The 18,317-nt window shown below is 64.1% G+C and carries 17 protein-coding genes and 1 other RNA gene; 15 read left to right on the top strand and 3 right to left on the bottom strand.

All coding sequences use genetic code 11. The features are described 5' to 3' along the window. The first annotated feature begins 125 nt into the window (after nt 1-125). A non-coding RNA gene (locus tag ABQZ00_RS09825) (sX9 sRNA) lies at nt 126-201 on the top strand. 226 nt (nt 202-427) lie between these two features. On the opposite strand, the gene ABQZ00_RS09830 is transcribed toward ABQZ00_RS09825, so the two are convergent. From ABQZ00_RS09830 to flgA, 3 genes are all read right to left on the bottom strand, one after another. Continuing rightward, a complete protein-coding gene (locus ABQZ00_RS09830; RefSeq protein WP_055854424.1) occupies nt 428-760 on the bottom strand; it encodes a flagella protein in 333 nt (110 codons plus the stop codon). 15 nt (nt 761-775) lie between these two features. Next, nucleotides 776-1,087, bottom strand: a complete 312-nt coding sequence (gene flgM / locus ABQZ00_RS09835; RefSeq protein WP_055854427.1) for a flagellar biosynthesis anti-sigma factor FlgM — start codon at nt 1,085-1,087, stop codon at nt 776-778. A 66-nt stretch (nt 1,088-1,153) separates the two neighbouring features. Next, nucleotides 1,154-1,798: a flagellar basal body P-ring formation chaperone FlgA gene (flgA, locus tag ABQZ00_RS09840; RefSeq protein WP_323536926.1), complete on the bottom strand. Its 645-nt coding sequence runs from the start codon at nt 1,796-1,798 to the stop codon at nt 1,154-1,156. A 300-nt stretch (nt 1,799-2,098) separates the two neighbouring features. Between flgA and ABQZ00_RS09845 the strand changes: the two genes are divergently transcribed. From ABQZ00_RS09845 to fliD, 14 genes are all read left to right on the top strand, one after another. Beyond that, nucleotides 2,099-3,043: a chemotaxis protein CheV gene (locus ABQZ00_RS09845; RefSeq protein ID WP_016901727.1), complete on the top strand. Its 945-nt coding sequence runs from the start codon at nt 2,099-2,101 to the stop codon at nt 3,041-3,043. A 580-nt stretch (nt 3,044-3,623) separates the two neighbouring features. Then, the gene (gene flgB / locus ABQZ00_RS09850; protein WP_055854433.1) at nt 3,624-4,025 is read left to right on the top strand and encodes a flagellar basal body rod protein FlgB; all 402 of its coding nucleotides are present in this window, start codon (nt 3,624-3,626) and stop codon (nt 4,023-4,025) included. Nucleotides 4,026-4,028: 3 nt separating this feature from the next. Beyond that, complete coding sequence (gene flgC / locus ABQZ00_RS09855; RefSeq protein ID WP_005914451.1) at nt 4,029-4,436, top strand: flagellar basal body rod protein FlgC; 408 nt, start codon at nt 4,029-4,031, stop codon at nt 4,434-4,436. Between the two features lie 37 nt (nt 4,437-4,473). After that, the gene (locus tag ABQZ00_RS09860) at nt 4,474-5,145 is read left to right on the top strand and encodes a flagellar hook assembly protein FlgD (protein WP_323536925.1); all 672 of its coding nucleotides are present in this window, start codon (nt 4,474-4,476) and stop codon (nt 5,143-5,145) included. Nucleotides 5,146-5,176: 31 nt separating this feature from the next. After that, nucleotides 5,177-6,400 (top strand): flagellar hook protein FlgE, encoded by a 1,224-nt coding sequence (gene flgE, locus ABQZ00_RS09865; protein ID WP_115527748.1) that lies wholly within the window; start codon nt 5,177-5,179, stop codon nt 6,398-6,400. 144 nt (nt 6,401-6,544) lie between these two features. After that, entirely contained in the window at nt 6,545-7,300 is a 756-nt protein-coding gene (gene flgF, locus ABQZ00_RS09870) for a flagellar basal-body rod protein FlgF (RefSeq protein WP_055854442.1), read from the top strand. A gap of 1,006 nt (nt 7,301-8,306) precedes the next feature. Then, nucleotides 8,307-9,092 (top strand): flagellar basal-body rod protein FlgG, encoded by a 786-nt coding sequence (gene flgG, locus ABQZ00_RS09875; RefSeq protein ID WP_006452262.1) that lies wholly within the window; start codon nt 8,307-8,309, stop codon nt 9,090-9,092. A gap of 38 nt (nt 9,093-9,130) precedes the next feature. After that, the gene (gene flgH / locus ABQZ00_RS09880; protein WP_055854443.1) at nt 9,131-9,823 is read left to right on the top strand and encodes a flagellar basal body L-ring protein FlgH; all 693 of its coding nucleotides are present in this window, start codon (nt 9,131-9,133) and stop codon (nt 9,821-9,823) included. A gap of 10 nt (nt 9,824-9,833) precedes the next feature. Continuing rightward, nucleotides 9,834-10,952 (top strand): flagellar basal body P-ring protein FlgI, encoded by a 1,119-nt coding sequence (locus ABQZ00_RS09885; RefSeq protein ID WP_055854446.1) that lies wholly within the window; start codon nt 9,834-9,836, stop codon nt 10,950-10,952. A gap of 1 nt (nt 10,953) precedes the next feature. Further along, a complete protein-coding gene (gene flgJ / locus ABQZ00_RS09890; protein ID WP_115512936.1) occupies nt 10,954-12,144 on the top strand; it encodes a flagellar assembly peptidoglycan hydrolase FlgJ in 1,191 nt (396 codons plus the stop codon). An 11-nt stretch (nt 12,145-12,155) separates the two neighbouring features. After that, a complete protein-coding gene (flgK, locus tag ABQZ00_RS09895) occupies nt 12,156-14,030 on the top strand; it encodes a flagellar hook-associated protein FlgK (protein WP_055854453.1) in 1,875 nt (624 codons plus the stop codon). Beyond that, nucleotides 14,030-15,235: a flagellar hook-associated protein FlgL gene (gene flgL / locus ABQZ00_RS09900; RefSeq protein ID WP_055854455.1), complete on the top strand. Its 1,206-nt coding sequence runs from the start codon at nt 14,030-14,032 to the stop codon at nt 15,233-15,235. The genes flgK and flgL overlap by 1 nt, the downstream gene beginning before the upstream one ends. A 318-nt stretch (nt 15,236-15,553) precedes the next feature. Continuing rightward, nucleotides 15,554-16,753 carry a flagellin gene (locus ABQZ00_RS09905; protein ID WP_115527746.1) on the top strand — a complete coding sequence of 400 codons (1,200 nt, stop codon included), beginning with the start codon at nt 15,554-15,556 and terminating at the stop codon, nt 16,751-16,753. Nucleotides 16,754-16,989: 236 nt separating this feature from the next. Then, nucleotides 16,990-18,315 carry a flagellar filament capping protein FliD gene (gene fliD, locus ABQZ00_RS09910; protein WP_323536924.1) on the top strand — a complete coding sequence of 442 codons (1,326 nt, stop codon included), beginning with the start codon at nt 16,990-16,992 and terminating at the stop codon, nt 18,313-18,315. Nucleotides 18,316-18,317 lie beyond the last annotated feature (2 nt).

Here is an 18,317-nt window from a genome sequence, read left to right on the forward strand (position 1 = left end):
GGCGGCAGCAGGGACGCTTCAATATACGCCGAACCATAGGGCGGCCATATCGCCACTTGGTCTTAGAGCAGCTAGCAACAGGACTGTGCAGCCACCAGGCGGGCGCGGCCGGTGCTCGGTGCGGCATGTACCGTTCGTACACTCCGGTTCCTCCCCGCCCTCGACACACACCAAACGACTGCTCGCTACGTTTTGTTAGCTGCTCTTGGAACCGTCTTAAAGCTGCTCTATTGGCAGTTGCCAGGCGCGACCGCTGATCGGCATGGCGTGCGTGCGTGCATTGGAACAGCGGTGACTCCACGCCGTCCCTTTCCGTCGGTCGATTGCGCACGGTGTCTGCCAGCCGGCAGTGTCGACCGTAGCAAACCTGCGTGGCCTGCGTGCGCGCAGCAGCTGGGTGCGTGCGCCCGCGGCAGTGACGGCTACCTCAGGCGACTGCCAGCGACCGTCCGCCGCGCAGTACGTTGGATTGGCCCTTGGCGTCGTAAGAAGGCGCGCTTTCGGTTCGCCCCAGGTGACGCAGCGCCCAGTTCACTTCGCGGCGGCGACGTGCCAGCAGCGCACCATTGGCGCGGTTGGCTTCGGCCAGCTCACGCAGACGTTCTTCTTCGCCTTCGGGCATTCGCGCTTCAAGCGCGCGCAGCGCCGACAGCTTGTCCTGCGTGTGCCGCATCAACCCGTCGATGTCGTTCTCGAGTAATGCCTGGCGTTCGCCGGCCAGCGCATCGCTGAGACGTTGCAGGAACTCGTTCACGTTCATCCTTTTAGTCGGGGATCAACCCGCCAGTTGCTGATTCAGATCCATCATGCGGCTGGCGATGGCATCCGGGTTGATGGAGTAGCTGCCGTTCTGCAAGGCGTCTTTCACAGCCTGGACGCGACCGGTGTCGATCGCCGAGGACTGCGACAGCTCGCGCTGCAGGTTCTGCAGATTGGTGGCTTCGCCGGTCAGCTTGACGCTGTCGGTGGGCGGTAAGGCTGCAATCGGGGACGCGCGATCTTCACCGGCCGGAACGATCTTGCTGCTCGTGGCCGCGGTGCGAAGGGTGGCAGCGGTCGGTAGATTGCCTTCAATTTTCTGGGTCATGTCAGGAACTCCTCTACAGGTCGTAGGGGATAACGGCACCCAGAAAAAAAACTTTATAGAAAATTTTTACCTGGAGACCACAACGGTTCCGCTCGCTTCAACAATCCCCTGCACCACACGGCGGGACGAGGAATTCTCGACCGAAACCCGCTCGTTTTCGCCGGCATCGGAGAGCGCGCGACCGCTCATACGCACCTCCAGACCGCCGTTGCGCGACACCAGCGGGACGGTATCGCCGCGCCGGACCAGCCGCTGCGTCACCAGATCATTGGCCGAGAGCAGCGAGCCGGCCGGCAGGACACGGCGGGCGGACTTGCCCACTGCGGCCACCGGGTCGGCCAGTACCGCACCGACGATGCGGGCGGCGTCACGCTTCTCGATACTGATATCGGCTAGCGAGATGATTTCTCCAGCGCTGATGCCCCGACGCAGCACCAGGACATCCTGGTTGCGGCGCACCTTCAATGGCACGAACAAACGCCAGCCAGCCGGCTGCGGGCAGGCCACTTCGACGGTGTTGGTGCCGGTGGGCTGGGCTTGCAGGGCGATGGGACAGGCCGGCATGCGCAGACCCGGATCGAGCGTGGCCTCGGCTTCGGCATCGGGGCCAACCGTGGCCAGCGCCGCTGCGCGAATGGAATCGACCGACTGGTACCCATCGGCCCAGGCCGGGGAGGCGACCAACAAAATGACAAGCAGGAGCAGGCGCATGGGACCAGATCCGTAGGAAGACGCGGAAGCTCATGCAAGCGGTGTGCCTGTTTTCGAATAGGGAATCGGGAATGGGGAATCGGTTGGTGGCTGAAAGATGGTCGGCCTTCGTTGCTGCCGTGCGATTTACTGGGTGAAAGCTATCAGCAGGCAAAGTCACTGCCCTTCGCCTCGGGCTTGCTGCGGAAAGCTTCATCCCTCGCTTTTACGATTCCCCATTCCCGACTCCCCATTCCCGACAGCGCCCCGACCAACCACAAAGCCCTCAAGTTTCCAGGCGGCGCTGTCGATATCTGCCCCATGACCCACGATCTGCTCAACCGCATCGACCAGCGCACCCGACTGGCTGGCCACAATCGACTGGCGCTGCTGCTGTTTAGGCTAGGCGGGCGCCAGCTTTTTGGCGTCAACGTCTTCAAGGTGCAGGAAGTGCTGCGCCGGCCGGAACTGTTCCAGGTGCCCGGCCTGCCGACCGAATTCGCCGGCGTTGCCGACGTGCGCGGGCGCTCGGTCCCGGTACTGGATCTGGGCCTGGCCATCGGCCACCCGGAACGCGACGCGCACTCCGAAAATGGGCCCGGCTACCTGGTGGTGGCCGAGTTCAACCGCTCGGTCCAGGGATTTCTGGTCAGCGGTGTGGAGCGCATCGTCAATATTGCGGTGGAAGATATCCACCCGCCGCCGGAACTAGGTGCCGAAGCCACTTATTTGACGGCAGTGACGCGGTTCCAGGGCGAGCTGATCCAGGTGATCGACGTAGAAAGCGTGTTGGCCGACATCGCCAAGGTCAGCAAGGACGTGCAGCTGGACCCGTCGCTGCAGTTGGTGGCCTACGACCGTCAGTTCCAGGTGTTGGTGGTGGACGACTCGCGGGTGGCCCGTCAGCAGATCCGCAGCGTACTCGACCAGTTGGGCGTGTCGGCAACCTTGTTGTCGGATGGCCGCCAGGCGCTGGACCACCTGCTGCAGGTGGCGGCGTCGGGCGAAAACCCGGCCGACCGCTATGCGATGGTGATCTCCGATATCGAAATGCCGGCAATGGACGGCTACACGCTGACGACGGAAATCCGGCGCACGCCGGGCCTGCAAGGCCTGTACGTGCTGCTGCACACCTCTTTGTCGGGCGTGTTCAACAACGCCATGGTCGAGCAGGTGGGTGCCAATGCCTTCGTTGCCAAGTACAGCGCGCATGAGTTGGCCGACTACGTGTTGGCACGCTTGAAAGTGGTTGCCGAAGCGGCCTGAGCAAGAAATCGAATGACTGGTTCGCCGGCGGCGGGTCGTTCGCAGCGCCGGCCGCGTGCAGGTGCCGATGACAATGAGAAGGAATGCCTTGCAGGCATTCCCGGCGTAGAACTCCGGCGACACCCAAGCTGTCTTGGCGACGCGCCTTGAGTGGATTGGCGACGCGGATTGAATGGAAATGGATTGGCAGCCTGTTGGCGTGAATTACCGTCAATAGTGGCTTCGCAACACTCCCCACCTAATCTCGTCAGGCAAGACGCCCACATTGGGCGCAGCGCATTTCTAGGGCTGCGAGCCGTTGCCGCTGTTACCTGACCCTTCCCGATAGTCCCGACCGTTGCCGGCCGCAGCCGCTAGCCAAGCAGCGCCTCGCACAGGACTTGCATCAGCTAGTCCGATAGCGCCCAAGAGCCCCGAACCGGTCGTCCAGGTTCGCCATCCTGTCTGAAACCGCGGCCTTGGCCGATCAAGGCCCCGCCCCGGCGCTCTAGCCGCCCTACCCGATCAACGGGTTCAGCAGCACCCCCTGATTTGGCACAAACATTGCTTCTTCTCTGGCAACACTTCGCGGGAGAGCACCGTGTCCAATCCCTTCTCGTCCTTCCTCGGCGTCCACGGCGACGCATTGTCGCTGCGCGAGCAGCGCATGAAGCTCATTGCCAGCAATCTGAGCAATGTGGACACCCCCGGGTACAAGGCCAAGGATCTCAACTTCGAAGCGGCCTTGAAGTCGGCCCAGGGCGTGCAGGATGGCGGCCTGATGCAGGCCACCGACGCCAAGCATTACGAAGTGGGCGGCGGCGCCGGGCTCAACCCGTTCCAGATCACCCGCGAATCCGATCAGCCCAGCCTGGACGGCAACACCGTCGATCCCGATGCAGAACGCGCCGCCTACGGCCGCGCCGCGCTGGAATACCGCGCGTCGCTGAGCTTCCTCGAATCCAAGGTGCGCTCGATGCTCACCGCGATCACGGGCCAATAAGTCATGAGCAACCTTCCCATTTTCGATGTGGCCGGCTCGGCGCTGCATGCGCAGTCGGTCCGCCTGAGCACCATCGCCTCCAACCTGGCCAACGCCGACTCGGTCGCCGGTTCTGCAGAAGCCACCTACAAGCCGATCGAGCCGATCTTCCAGGCCCAGCAGAGCCGTCAGGACCCCAGCCTGACCTCGGTGAACGTCAAGGAGATCACCACCACCAACGCGCCGCCGATCCGTCGCTACGAGCCCGGCCACCCGCTGGCCGATGCCGACGGCTACGTGTTCTCGCCCGACGTGGACCCGGTCTCGCAGATGGTCAACATGATTTCCGCCTCGCGCAATTACCAGGCAGGCGTGGAAATGCTCAATACCGCCAAGGAACTGGCGCTCGCGACCCTGACCATGGGTCGCTGACCCTCCTTGCTGACCTTTTTCCTACGGACCCTTTCCAATGAGCACGATCGGTAGCGACCTCTACACCAGCCTCGGGCTGACCTCCAGCAGCGCCACATCGACGACGAAGAAAGAGGAAGCACTCGGCCAGGCCGACTTCCTCAAGTTGATGACCGAACAGCTGCAGCACCAGGACCCGCTCAAACCGATGGAAAACAGCGCGTTTCTAGGCCAGTTGGCGCAGTTCTCCACCGTGCAGGGCATTGGCGACCTCAATACCAAGGTCGGCAATTTCTCCGATTCGATGAACGCCGACCAGGTGCTCAAGGGCGCCGCGCTGGTGGGCCACAACGTGTTGGTGCCGTCGGCACAGGTCGCCATCGATGCCACCGGCTCGGCCAAGGGCGTGGTCGCCGCAACCTCGGCTGGCTTCGTCAATTTTGAAATCACCGATGCCAACGGCGCCTTCGTCAAACAAATCAGCGTGCCGGCCAGCGCCGCCGGTGAGGTCTCGTTTGCCTGGGACGGTACCGACGCCAACGGCAACCGCATGGCCGCCGGCAAGTACGGCATTACCGCAACCCAAACCGACACCGCCGGTGCCAAGAGCAAGTTATCCACCTATGTCGATGCACCGGTGGACAGCGTCACGATCGGCTCGGACGGCCTGTATCTCAACCTGACCGGGCTAGGCACTTCCCCGCTCGCCAACGTGCTCCGCGTCAGCTGAGCCGGCAACAGACACTTAAAGGAACTCATCCATGGCTTTCAATACCTCGTTGTCCGGCATCAACGCAGCCAATGCCGATCTGAACGTTACTTCCAACAACATCGCCAACGTCAACACGACCGGGTTCAAGGAATCGCGCGCCGAGTTTGCCGACATGTTCCAGAGCACCAGCTACGGCCTGTCGCGCAACGCGGTCGGTTCGGGCGTGCGGGTCAGCAACGTGGCGCAGCAGTTCTCGCAGGGCAATATCGACCCGACCGGGCGCAGCCTGGATCTGGCGATCTCCGGCGAAGGCTTCTTCGCCGTGTCGTCCAACGGCGCCAAGATGTACACCCGCGCCGGCAACTTCCAGACCGATGCCAACGGGTATGTGGTCAATCCGCAGGGCGCGCGCCTGCAGGTGTTCGCGCCGAATCCCAGTGGCAATGGCTTCGACGTGGGCCGCCTGTCGGACCTGCAGTTGCTGACCACCGACAGCCCGCCCAAGTCGACCTCCACGGTCAACCTGGCCTTCACCCTGCCCGGCAACGCCACCGCACCGACGGTGACCCCGTTCAGCCCGGCCGACGACAAGACCTACAGCCACTCCACCGGCGGCATCAATGTCTATGACTCACTGGGTGTCAGCCACGTGCAGACCTCCTACTTCGTCAAGACCGCCAATCCGAACGAGTGGCAGGTGCACAACTATGTGGACGGCACGGCAGTCGGGGCGCCGACCACACTGCAGTTCTCCGACACCGGCTCGCTGACCACTCCGGCCAACGGCATCATCGCGATGGACCCGTTCACACCCAGCACCGGTGCCGGCGTGCTGAACATGCAGCTCAACGTCAGCGGCTCGACCCAGTACGGCGAAGCCTTCGCGCTGCGCGACACCCGCCAGGACGGCTACGCCAGCGGCAAGCTCAACGAGATCAGCTTCGACACCAGCGGCGTGGTGTTCGCGCGCTACTCCAACGGCGCCGACAAGCCGCTGGGCCAGGTCGCGCTGGGCAGCTTCGTCAATCCGCAGGGTCTGCAGTCGCAGGGCAACAACATGTGGGCCGAAAGCTACACCTCCGGCGCCGCACGCATTGGCGCACCGGACACCTCGGACCTGGGCCAGATCGAATCCGGCTCGCTGGAAGCTTCCACAGTGGACCTGACCGAGCAGCTGGTGAACATGATCGTGGCCCAGCGCAACTTCCAGGCCAACTCGCAGATGATCTCGACCCAGGATCAGGTCACCCAGACGATCATCAATATTCGTTAACGGCTGGGAATAGGGAATCGGGAATAGGGAATCGTAAGAGCCGGCGTCACGTCTAGCGGACAACGGCCTTACCTCCCCTCTCCCAGTCTCCAGCAATTCCGCTTTTACGATTCCCGATTCCCCACTCTCGATTCCCGGTGTCAAATGGACAAAGCCCTCTACGTCGCAATGACCGGTGCCCGTGCCTCCCTGCAGGCGCAGAGCACCGTGTCGCACAACCTTGCCAACGTCGATACGGTGGGGTTCAAGGCCGCATTGGCCAATACCGAGGCCTTCAAGATCCAGGGCAAGGGGTATCCGTCGCGGATCGATGCGCTGCACGTGGATCAGGGCTTCGATCGCAGCCAGGGCCATCAGAAAGTCACCGGCAACCCGCTGGACGTGTCGCTGCAACAGGACCGCTGGCTGGCTGTGCAATCGCCGGATGGCAGCGAGGCCTACACCCGCAACGGCGAATTGGCGCTCACCGCCAATGGCCAGCTGGTCACCGCCAACGGACATGCGGTGCTGGATGAAGGCGGCAACCCGATGACCATCCCGCCGCACCAGGCGATGGAAATCGGTAGCGACGGCAGCATTTCCATCATCCCGCAGGGCGAAGGCCCGCAGGCGATGGACATCGTCGGCAAGATGAAGGTGGTGGATGCGCCCGCCGACCGTTTGACGCGGCGCCCGGACGGGTTGATGCGCAATACCAGCACCGACCCGGCGCAGGCGTTTGCGGTGGCCACCGGCAAGACCGTCAACAGCGGCATGCTGGAAGGCAGCAATGTGGATGCCGCTGGCGCGCTGGTGGAGATGATCCAGCTGCAGCGCCAGTTCGAAATGCAGGTCAAGATCATCAAGAACGGCGACGACAACGCGCAGTCAGCCAATTCGTTGCTGCGGGTCAGCGGCTAACAACGCCTCTAGCGAGCGTTGGCCAGGCGGGTGCGGCCGGCGCAGAGGACCCGGTCACGCAGCGACACCTGCCGATTCCGGGCACCGGATGCGCTTGTCTGCTGGCCATCCAGCCACCGTCAGATGTTCTAAAACCGTCAGATGTTCTAAACGTGATCGCCGAAGCGATTGCGCCGTCAGGCGGGTGCCTATGGCGGTGTTTCGGCTGCTTGAAGCACGACGCCCGCATTATTGCGGGGCGTTGATCGCACCTGCCGTCTTCGGCGTCAGGCCTGAAAGCGGCCGGCCTGCAAGCGGTCTAAACGCGCAGTGCGCATGGAGTCGCTCCAAGCCGTTGCACCCATTCGCCAGCGAAGACATCAGTCAACGCACGGCACCTGATTCAAACGCCACTTCTATCAACGCCGCATTTATCTCAGTCACCGACCAAAACCGGCGGTGCTTGCACGCGTGTAGGCGTGGGACCTTATGCAGCATGGATGCCGCATAAGAGCCTCCATCGACGGATTCACGGCGTGTCCCACGCCTACACGCGTGCAAGCGCCCTCAGCAGACCACCGCCCGCCATAAATTGGAGGCGGTGAGTAGAAGTGGAGCCCTCGTGACCGGACAGGTGTAATGCGCGGGTTGGTCGATGCGCGGCGCCGTCTCCGGGAGCGGGACACGCCGTGAATCCGTCCGTGGAGGCTCGGTAGCGGCATCTATGCCGCTACACGGTCCCGCCCCCGGAGACGACGCCGCGCTTCCACGGTTGGCCACTGCTGATCGGCAGGCAATCGCGGAAGGCATCAACGTTCACTGGCTTGCTGTCTGCACCCCGCTACATCCCTGCGGTTGTCCGCCCCCTCCAGCGCAACCATGCATCGTCTCCTGGTCGCCGCGTCTCGGCCCTGCGCCGCGTGATCCACCGCACAGCCGGCAAAATTCCGACGCGGGTTTGGCACAGCACGTGCATATACCCAGCCGTACCCGGAACACATCCCCGGGTCTAACGAGGAATCGGGTCATGAATCAGGCTTTGTGGGTCGCCAAAACCGGACTGGATGCGCAGCAGACGCGCATGTCGGTCATTTCCAACAACCTGGCCAATACCAATACCACCGGCTTCAAGCGCGACCGTGCCGCGTTCGAAGACCTGCTCTATCAACAAGTGCGTGCGCCGGGTGGTTCCACCTCCGCGCAGACGCAGCTGCCGACCGGCCTTCAGTTGGGTACCGGTGTGCGGGTGGTCTCCACCTTCAAGGGCTTCGACCAGGGCAGCCAGCAGCAGACCGGCCGCGCGCTCGACGTGATGGTCAACGGCCGCGGCTTCTTCGAAGTGCAGATGCCCGACGGTACCTCCGCCTACACCCGCGACGGCACCTTCCAGATCAATGCGCAGGGCGAAGTCGTCACCAACAGCGGCTACCCGCTGCAGCCCGGCATCCAGGTGCCCGAAGGCGCGCAGTCGCTGACCATCGGCAACGACGGCACCATCAGCGTGACCCTGGCCGGCCAGGCCGCGGCGCAGGAAATCGGTGCGTTGACGCTGACCGACTTCATCAACCCCTCGGGTCTGCAGTCCAAGGGCGAGAACCTGTTCGTCGAAACCACTGCCTCCGGCCCCGCACAGAACGGCACCCCCGGCCTCAATGGCCTGGGCACCACCGTGCAGGGCGCGCTGGAAGGCAGCAACGTCAATACGGTGGAAGAGCTGGTGAGCATGATCGAGACGCAGCGCGCCTACGAAATGAATGCCAAGGCGATCTCCACCACCGACTCGATGCTCGGTTACTTGAACAACAACGTCTGATCGGTTTGCCGGTCGCTGCCCTCTCAGGAATCCACGCCATGTCACGCCTGCCCTCTCTCTCTTCGCTGTCTCTTGCCATTGCCTGCAGCGCGCTGCTGGGTGGCTGCGTGGCAGCCGGCGATGTGCGGCCGTTCGCCGAACTGGCGCCGATCGTGCCGGTGGTCGCGCCAGTGGCGCAGCCCAGCGCCGGTGCGATCTATGCCGCCGGCCCGGGGCTGAACCTGTATGGCGACCGCCGCGCCCGCGACGTCGGCGATCTGCTGACGGTGAATCTGGTCGAAAGCACCACCGCCTCGTCCACCGCCAACACCAGCATCAGCAAGGCCGACACCGTCGACATGAGCACGCCCACGCTGCTTGGCGTGCCGCTCACCGTCAACGGCACCGACGTGCTGCGCAACTCCACCAATGGCGACCGCAGCTTTGCCGGCAAGGGCAACACCGCGCAGAGCAACCGCATGCAGGGCAGCGTGACCGTCACCGTGATGCAGCGCCTGCCCAACGGCAATCTGGTGATCCAGGGGCAGAAGAATCTGCGCCTGACCCAGGGCGACGAGCTGGTGCAGGTGCAAGGCATCGTGCGCGCCGCCGACATCTCCCCGGACAACACCGTGCCGTCGAGCAAGGTGGCCGATGCCCGCATCGCCTACGGCGGCCGCGGCGCGATCGCGCAGTCCAACGCGATGGGCTGGTTGAGCCGCTTCTTCAATTCCCGTCTGTCGCCCTACTGAGCCTGCGACCATGAATCTGTCATCCCTGCCCTTCCGTTTGCTCGCCGCCGCAGTCGCGCTATGCGCGATTGCCGCACCGGCATCGGCCGAACGCATCAAGGATCTCGCCCAGGTCGGCGGCGTGCGCGGCAACGCGCTGGTCGGCTACGGCCTGGTGGTCGGCCTGGACGGCAGCGGCGACCGCACCAGCCAGGCGCCCTTCACCGTACAGAGCCTGAAAAACCTGCTCGGCGAGCTGGGCGTCAATGTTCCGGCGAACGTCAACCCGCAGCTGAAAAACGTCGCGGCCGTGGCGATCCACGCCGAGCTGCCGCCATTCGCCAAGCCCGGCCAGCCGATCGACATCACCGTGTCCTCGATCGCCAACGCGGTGTCGCTGCGTGGCGGTTCCTTGCTGATGGCACCGCTGAAAGGCGCCGATGGCCAAGTCTATGCGATGGCCCAGGGCAACCTGGTGGTTGGCGGTTTCGGTGCGCAGGGCAAGGATGGCTCGCGGGTGTCGGTCAATATTCCCAGCGTCGGCCGCATTCCCAACGGCGCCACAGTGGAGCGCGCCCTGCCGGACGTGTTCGCCGGTAGCGGCGAAATCACCCTCAACCTGCACCAGAACGACTTCACCACCGTCTCGCGGATGGTCGCGGCGATCGACAGCAGCTTCGGCGCCGGCACCGCGCGTGCGGTGGATGGCGTGACCGTGGCGGTGCGCTCGCCTACCGACCCGGGCGCGCGTATCGGCCTGCTGGCGCGGCTGGAAAATGTCGAACTCTCGCCGGGCGATGCGCCGGCCAAGGTGGTGGTCAATGCACGCACCGGCACCGTGGTCATCGGCCAGCTGGTGCGGGTGATGCCGGCCGCCATCGCGCATGGCTCGCTCACCGTGACCATCAGCGAAAACACCAACGTCAGTCAGCCGGGTGCCTTCAGTGGCGGCCGCACGGCGGTGACACCGCAGTCCACGATCACGGCGACCTCCGAAGGCAGCCGCATGTTCAAGTTCGAAGGCGGCACCACGCTCGATCAGATCGTTCGCGCGGTCAACGAAGTGGGCGCGGCTCCCGGCGACCTGGTCGCCATTCTCGAAGCCCTGAAGCAGGCTGGCGCGCTGACGGCGGAGCTAGAGGTCATCTGACATGCGTATCGCAGCCTCGCCCATTGATCTCAACCCGAGCACCAAGGCCGATCCCGCAAAGATCGACAAGGTCTCACGTCAGCTCGAAGGCCAGTTCGCGCAGATGCTGGTCAAGAGCATGCGCGATGCCAGCTCCGGCGACCCGATGTTTCCTGGTGAAAACCAGATGTTCCGCGAGATGTACGACCAGCAGATGGCCAAGGCGCTGACCGAAGGCAAGGGCCTGGGCCTGTCGGCGATGATCTCCAAGCAGTTGAGTGGCGACACTGGCGGCCCGGCGTTGAACACCTCGCTGAGCACCGCCGATGCGGCCAAGGCCTATGCCCTGGTCGCCGGCAAGCGCGATGCATCGCTGCCGCTGCCTGCCCGCGACGGCGCGGCAACCAGCGTCGGTGCGAGCCTCGGCGCAGCTGTCGGCGCCGCTGCAGGCATCGGCGCAGGCGGCCTGACCGGTATCGGCATGAGCCAGGTGCTGGATCTGATCGCCGGGCGCAGCGGCGGCAGCGATGCCGGCAGCGACGACGCGGCCGCGCTGAGCTGGCCGTCGGCCAACGATCGCTGGTCCGATGTGGCCGCCAGCGACGCCGCCGATGCCAATACCGCCGTCAACGCGAGCGCGGCCAGCACTGCTGCTGCCAGCCTGGGCGAGCGCACGCCGGAAGGCTTTGTCGCCAAGATCTGGACGCACGCACAGAAAGCCGCGCGCGAACTCGGTGTGGACCCGCGTGCGCTGGTCGCACAGGCCGCGCTGGAAACCGGCTGGGGGCGGCGCGGCATCGGCAACGGTGGCGATTCCAACAACCTGTTCGGCATCAAGGCGACCGGCTGGAGTGGCAACAAGGTCACCACCGGCACCCACGAATACGTCAACGGCGTCAAAACCACCGAAACCGCCGACTTCCGCGCCTATGGCTCGGCCGAAGAGAGCTTTGCCGACTACGTGCGCCTGCTGAAAAACAACAGCCGCTACCAATCCGCGTTGCAGGCCGGCACCGATATCAAGGGTTTTGCACGCGGCTTGCAACAGGCTGGTTACGCCACCGATCCGGGCTACGCAGCCAAGATCGCGGCGATCGCCAACGGCCCGACCATCGACCGTGCGGTCGCCGCCATCGGCAACGCAGCGGCAGATCTGTCCAACCGTTACGCCAGCACCGCCGAGCCTGCCGGGCTTGGCACCATCCGTCGTTGAGGTAAACGCCCATGTCCATCATGTCCACCGGGACCAGCGCGCTGATCGCCTTCCAACGGGCGTTGTCGACCGTTAGCCATAACGTCGCCAACATCAATACCGAAGGCTACAGCCGCCAACGCGTGGAATTTGCAACGCGCACGCCCACCGACATGGGCTACGCGTTCGTGGGCAATGGCGCCAAGATCACCGATGTGGGCCGGGTGGCGGACCAGCTGGCCATCTCGCGCCTGCTCGACAGCGGCGGCGAACTCTCGCGCCTGCAGCAGCTGTCGTCGCTGTCCAACCGCGTGGACGCGCTGTATTCCAACACCGCCACCAACGTGGCCGGGTTGTGGTCGAACTTCTTCGATTCCACCAGCGCGGTGTCGTCCAATGCCTCCTCCACCGCCGAGCGCCAGAGCATGCTCGACAGCGGCAACTCGCTGGCGACGCGTTTCAAGCAGCTCAACGGGCAGATGGACAGCCTGAGCAATGAAGTCAACAGCGGATTGACGTCCTCGGTGGACGAAGTCAACCGTTTGACGCAGCAGATCGCCAAGCTCAACGGCACCATCGGCAATAGCGCGGCCAACGCTGCGCCAGACATGCTCGATCAGCGCGATGCGCTGGTGAGCAAGCTGGTGGGCTACACCGGCGGCACCGCGGTGATCCAGGATGGCGGCTTCATGAATGTCTTCACCGCCGGCGGCCAAGCGCTGGTGGTGGGGACGACCTCGTCCAAGCTCACCACCGTCGCCGATCCGTACCAGCCGACCAAGCTGCAGGTGGCGATGCAGACCCAGGGGCAGAACGTCAGCCTCAGCGCCAATTCGCTAGGTGGGCAGATCGGTGGCCTGTTGGAATTCCGCAGCAGCGTGCTGGAGCCGACCCAGGCCGAACTGGGCCGCCTTGCAGTGGGCATGGCCAGCACCTTCAACGCCGGTCACGCCCAGGGTATGGACCTGTACGGCGCGATGGGCGGCAACTTCTTCAACATCGGCTCGCCCACCACTGCGGCCAACCCGAGCAATACCGGAACCGCTTCGCTGACCGCCAGTTTCAGCAACATGTCGGCCGTGGACGGGCAGAACGTCACGCTCAGCTTCGATGGCACCGCGTGGAAAGCCACCAGCGCCAGCACCGGCGCAGCCGTGCCGATGACCGGCACCGGGACCGCTGCGAACCCGCTAGTGCTCAATGGCGTGAGCATGGTGGTCGGCGGCACGCCGGCCAGCGGCGACAAGTTCCTGCTGCAGCCCACTTCCGGGCTGGCCGGCACCGTGGCGGTGGCCATCACCGACCCGTCGCGCATTGCCGCAGCAACGCCGGTCAAGGCCACCGCCACCGTCGCCAACCTGGGCTCCGGCAAGATCAGCGACGTCAAGATCACCAATGCGCAGAACCCGGCGCTGCTGACCCCGTCGTCGGTGGAGTTCATCGATGCCAACCAATACACCATCGACGGCGCCGGCCCGTTCGCCTACACCCCCGGCCAGACCATCAGCGCCAACGGCTGGAGCTTCGCGCTGGATGGCGCGCCCAAGGCTGGCGACACGTTTGGCGTCGGTCCGACGGGCGCCGGCTCCAGCGACAACGGCAATGCCAAGTTGCTGGCCAAGATCGACGATGCCAAAGCGCTCAGCGGCGGCACGGTCACGCTCAACGGCGCGCTATCGGGCCTGACCACTTCGGTGGGCTCGGCCGCGCGTGCAGCCGATTACGCCGCCGACGCGCAGAAGGTCATCAATGACCAGGCGCAGGCCAGTCGCGATTCGATTTCCGGCGTCAACCTCGATGAGGAAGCCGCCAACATGCTCAAGCTGCAGCAGGCCTATCAGGCGGCCGCACAGATGATCTCCACCGCCGACACCATCTTCCAAGCCATCCTGGGCGCCGTACGCTGATGACCGACCGTATCTCCACCAGCATGATGTACAGCCAGTCGATCGCCTCGATGGGCGCCAAGCAAACGCGGCTAAACCAGCTCGAATCGCAGCTGTCCAGCGGGCAGCGCCTGGTGACCGCCAAGGACGATCCGGTCGCTGCCGGCACTGCTGTGGGCCTGGATCGCGCGCTGGCCGCGATTACCCGCTTCGGCGAAAACGCCAACAACGTGCAGAACCGCCTGGGCCTGCAGGAAAACGCGCTCTCGCAAGCCGGCGACAAAATGGCGCGCGTCACCGAACTGGCGGTGCAGGCCAACAACTCCTCGCTCAGCCCCGACGACCGCAAGGCGATCGCATCGGAATTGACCGCACTACGCGACAGCATGGTGAGCCTGGCCAACAGCACCGACGGCACCGGGCGCTATCTGTTCGGCGGCAGCGCCGATGGCAGCGCACCGTTCATCAAGAGCAATGGCGGCGTCGTCTATAACGGCGACCAGACTCAGAAGCAGGTCGAAGTGGCGCCGGACACCTTTGTCAGCGACACCCTGCCCGGCAGCGAAATTTTCATGCGCATCCGCACCGGCGACGGCACCGTGGACGCGCACCCTTCCAACGCCAATACCGGCACCGGCCTACTGCTGGATTTCAGCCGCGATGCCAGTACCGGCAGCTGGAACGGCGGCAGCTACAGCGTGCAGTTCACCGCCGCCGACACCTACGAGGTGCGCGACAGCACCAATGCAGTGGTCAGCACTGGTACTTATAAGGATGGCGACGACATCACTGCGGCCGGCGTGCGCATGCGCATCAGCGGCGCACCGGCGGTCGGCGACAGTTTCCAGATCGGCGCCTCCACCACCAAGGACGTGTTCTCCACCATTGACGATCTGGTTGGTGCGCTCAATTCCGACACGCTGACCAAGCCGCAGAAGGCAGCGATGATCAATACGCTGCAGACGTCCATGCGCGACATCGCGCAGGCCTCGTCGAAGATGATCGACGCGCGCGCCTCTGGCGGCGCGCAGTTGTCGGCCATCGACAATGCCAACTCCTTGCTCGAATCCAACGAAGTCACGCTCAAGACCACCCTGTCGTCGATCCGCGATCTGGACTACGCCTCGGCGATCGGGCAGTACGAACTCGAGAAGGCCTCCTTGCAGGCCGCTCAGACCATTTTTCAGCAGATGCAGTCGTCGTCCTTGTTCAACATGATCCGCTGATTTGCAGCAGAAAACCTGCGTTTTCTTCGCTCCTGCGCGTGAGCACTTGCGCAGGCGGACGGAGTTTATTTTTCGAACGGTTATACCAACGCTAAAGATTTAAGGGGTGCTGCCGAATAAACCAAACCCCTTGATACACAACGCTTACGCATTTCGTCCCGCAGCAGAAAAACAGTAAAAAAATACTGAATTTCGCTAAAGGTTCCCGACGCAACGCCGTTATTCATCTCAGCAGCGGCAACGGCCAACTTGATGGCCCCCCTGCGGAGGCTCCGGGCAAGTCCCCCTTGCCGGAAAAATCGCTTAGGAGAAATCAAAATGGCACAGGTAATCAACACCAACGTAATGTCGCTGAACGCTCAGCGTAACCTCACCACCAGCAGCGCCAGCATGTCGACGAGCATCCAGCGTCTGTCGTCGGGCCTGCGCATCAACAGCGCCAAGGACGACGCGGCCGGTCTGGCGATCTCCGAGCGTTTCACCACGCAGATCCGCGGCCTGGACGTTGCCTCGCGCAACGCCAACGACGGTATCTCGCTGGCCCAGACCGCTGAAGGCGCGATGGTCGAAATCGGCAGCAACTTGCAGCGTATCCGCGAGCTGTCGGTGCAGTCGTCCAACGCCACCAACTCGGCCACCGACCGTGACGCGCTGAACTCCGAAGTCAAGCAGCTCACCGCTGAAATCGACCGCGTTGCCAACCAGACCAACTTCAACGGCACCAAGCTGTTGAACGGCGACTTCTCCGGCGCGCTGTTCCAGGTCGGCGCCGACGCCGGCCAGACCATCGGCATCAACAGCATCGTCGACGCCAACGTCGATTCGCTGGGCAAGGCCAACTTCGCTGCCGCCGTCTCCGCCGCCGGCGTGACCGGTACCGCCACCGCGTCGGGTTCGGTCAGCGGCATCAGCCTGTCGTTCAATGACGCCAGCGGTTCGGCCAAGAGCGTCACCATCGCCGACGTCAAGGTCGCTTCGGGCGACACCGCTGCCGATGTGAACAAGAAGGTTGCTGCGGCCATCAACGACAAGCTGGACCAGACCGGCATGTACGCCTCGATCAAGAGCGACGGCTCGGTGCAGATCGAATCGCTGAAGGCCGGCCAGGACTTCACCTCGCTGTCCGCTGGCACCTCCAGCGCCACCGGCATCACCGTCGGCGCCGGCATCACCACCGCCTCGGCCGCTTCCGGCACCACCGCTTCGACCCTGAGCAGCCTGGATATCTCCACGTTCTCCGGCTCGCAGAAGGCCCTGGAAATCGTCGACAAGGCGCTGACCGCGGTCAACTCCTCGCGCGCCGACATGGGTGCGGTGCAGAACCGCTTCACCTCCACCATCGCCAACCTGAGCGCCACCTCGGAAAATCTGTCGGCCTCGCGTAGCCGTATCCGTGACACCGACTACGCCAAGGAAACCGCCGAGCTGACCCGCACGCAGATCCTGCAGCAGGCCGGTACCGCGATGCTGGCCCAGGCCAAGTCGGTTCCGCAGAACGTGCTGAGCCTGCTGCAGTAACTTGCCGCAGTCGTTCAGAAGCGCTTCGCAGCAAATCAAAAGCCCCTCTTCGGAGGGGCTTTTTTGTGGGTGCGGGGTTTTTGACGCCGGTCGTTTGGCGCGGCCGGCACGGAAGTTGCATCCGCTTGGTGGTCAACAAGACGCGTCGGCGCCGCTAAAGTCCTCCCGGATGCGGCCGATACCCGTCTCGTAATCCCATGCATCCGCTGTCCGGATGCCCAGACGAGGAATGCAACATGGCATCGGTGATCAGTACGTCCGGCTCCGGGCTGGATATCCCCACCGTGGTGTCCACCCTGGTATCCCGTCAGAAGGATCCGGAGCAGGCGCGCATCAACAAGGCCGGCACCGCAGCGACCACGCAGCTGTCGGCCATCAGTCAGATCAAGAGCAGCATGACCACGCTCAAGTCTGCACTGGACAAGGTGGTCAGCAGTGCCGATACCAACGCCTACAAGGCGACGGTCCCGACCGATGCCGGCTTCACCGCCACCACCACCAGCTCGGCCGCGCCCGGCAACTATTCGGTGGAAGTGGTCTCGCTGGCCGCGTCGCAGAAACTGGCCTCCGGCGCATTCACCGCCGATGCCACGGTCGGCAGCGGCACGCTGACGATCGGCTACGGCGACCAGAGCGTGACCGTCGACATCAGCGGCACCGACAAGCTCACCGACATCGCTGCAGCCATCAACAAGGCCGCCGCCGGCAAGGGCGTCACCGCTAGTGTGGTGACCGCCAACGATGGCCAGCACCTGGTCTTCAACGCGGTCGACTCCGGCACCAAGGGGGCGCTGACCGTCAGTGCCAGCGACCCGAGCTTGAACAGCCTCACCTTCGGCGCCGGTGTCACCGGCGGCCTGACACAGAAGGTGGCTGCCGCCGATGCGCTGGTGCGCGTGGACGGCTTCGAGCGCACCTCCAGCTCCAACACCATCAGCGACATCGTGCCGGGTGTGGTGCTCAACCTGACCAAGGCCGCCGAAGGCACCAAGTTCAACCTGGGCGTCGCCGCCGACACCAGCGGCCTCAAGGCCAATCTGACTGCGTACGCCGCCGCCTACAACACCGCCAACACCTTGCTGGCCAAGAGCAGCGCCTACGACGCCACCACCAAGACCGCCTCGGCACTGACCGGCGACTCGCTGGTGCGTGGCCTGCAGCAGCAGTTGCGCGGCCAGGTCAGCGGCAACGTCAACGAGCTCAAGTCGCTGGGCCTGACCATCGACAAGGATGGGGTGATGAGCTTCGACGGTGCCAAGTTCGACACCGCCATCGCCTCCGACGGCGGCGCTGCCGCCGAGGTGCTCGGCAAGGACAGCAAGTTCGGCTCCGGCATGACCAAGCTGCTGGACAGCAACGTCAACGCCAACAACGGCACCTTGACCCTGCGCTCGGACAGCTTGAACAAGACCATCAAGGGCTATGAGGCCGACCTGGACGATCTGGACGCACGCATGACCAAGCTGACCGATCGTTACACCGCGCAGTTCACCGCGATGGAAACCATGATCAGCAAGCTGCAGAGCAGTGCCAGTTCGCTCAGCAGTCTGTTGAACAGCTGATT

This window comes from Xanthomonas sp. WHRI 10204 (assembly GCF_040202875.1).
Taxonomy (GTDB): domain Bacteria; phylum Pseudomonadota; class Gammaproteobacteria; order Xanthomonadales; family Xanthomonadaceae; genus Xanthomonas.

What these genes read in the sequence shown, in the direction of transcription:
- flgH (WP_055854443.1), top strand. Translation starts at nt 9,131, where the DNA reads ATGTCACGCCTGCCCTCTCTCTCTTCGCTGTCTCTTGCCATTGCCTGC.
- flgF (WP_055854442.1), top strand. Translation starts at nt 6,545, where the DNA reads ATGGACAAAGCCCTCTACGTCGCAATGACCGGTGCCCGTGCCTCCCTG.
- flgG (WP_006452262.1), top strand. Translation starts at nt 8,307, where the DNA reads ATGAATCAGGCTTTGTGGGTCGCCAAAACCGGACTGGATGCGCAGCAG.
- ABQZ00_RS09845 (WP_016901727.1), top strand. Translation starts at nt 2,099, where the DNA reads ATGACCCACGATCTGCTCAACCGCATCGACCAGCGCACCCGACTGGCT.
- ABQZ00_RS09885 (WP_055854446.1), top strand. Translation starts at nt 9,834, where the DNA reads ATGAATCTGTCATCCCTGCCCTTCCGTTTGCTCGCCGCCGCAGTCGCG.
- ABQZ00_RS09860 (WP_323536925.1), top strand. Translation starts at nt 4,474, where the DNA reads ATGAGCACGATCGGTAGCGACCTCTACACCAGCCTCGGGCTGACCTCC.
- flgC (WP_005914451.1), top strand. Translation starts at nt 4,029, where the DNA reads ATGAGCAACCTTCCCATTTTCGATGTGGCCGGCTCGGCGCTGCATGCG.
- fliD (WP_323536924.1), top strand. Translation starts at nt 16,990, where the DNA reads ATGGCATCGGTGATCAGTACGTCCGGCTCCGGGCTGGATATCCCCACC.
- flgL (WP_055854455.1), top strand. Translation starts at nt 14,030, where the DNA reads ATGACCGACCGTATCTCCACCAGCATGATGTACAGCCAGTCGATCGCC.
- ABQZ00_RS09905 (WP_115527746.1), top strand. Translation starts at nt 15,554, where the DNA reads ATGGCACAGGTAATCAACACCAACGTAATGTCGCTGAACGCTCAGCGT.
- flgM (WP_055854427.1), bottom strand. Translation starts at nt 1,087, where the DNA reads ATGACCCAGAAAATTGAAGGCAATCTACCGACCGCTGCCACCCTTCGC.
- ABQZ00_RS09830 (WP_055854424.1), bottom strand. Translation starts at nt 760, where the DNA reads ATGAACGTGAACGAGTTCCTGCAACGTCTCAGCGATGCGCTGGCCGGC.
- flgJ (WP_115512936.1), top strand. Translation starts at nt 10,954, where the DNA reads ATGCGTATCGCAGCCTCGCCCATTGATCTCAACCCGAGCACCAAGGCC.
- flgE (WP_115527748.1), top strand. Translation starts at nt 5,177, where the DNA reads ATGGCTTTCAATACCTCGTTGTCCGGCATCAACGCAGCCAATGCCGAT.
- flgA (WP_323536926.1), bottom strand. Translation starts at nt 1,798, where the DNA reads ATGCGCCTGCTCCTGCTTGTCATTTTGTTGGTCGCCTCCCCGGCCTGG.
- flgK (WP_055854453.1), top strand. Translation starts at nt 12,156, where the DNA reads ATGTCCATCATGTCCACCGGGACCAGCGCGCTGATCGCCTTCCAACGG.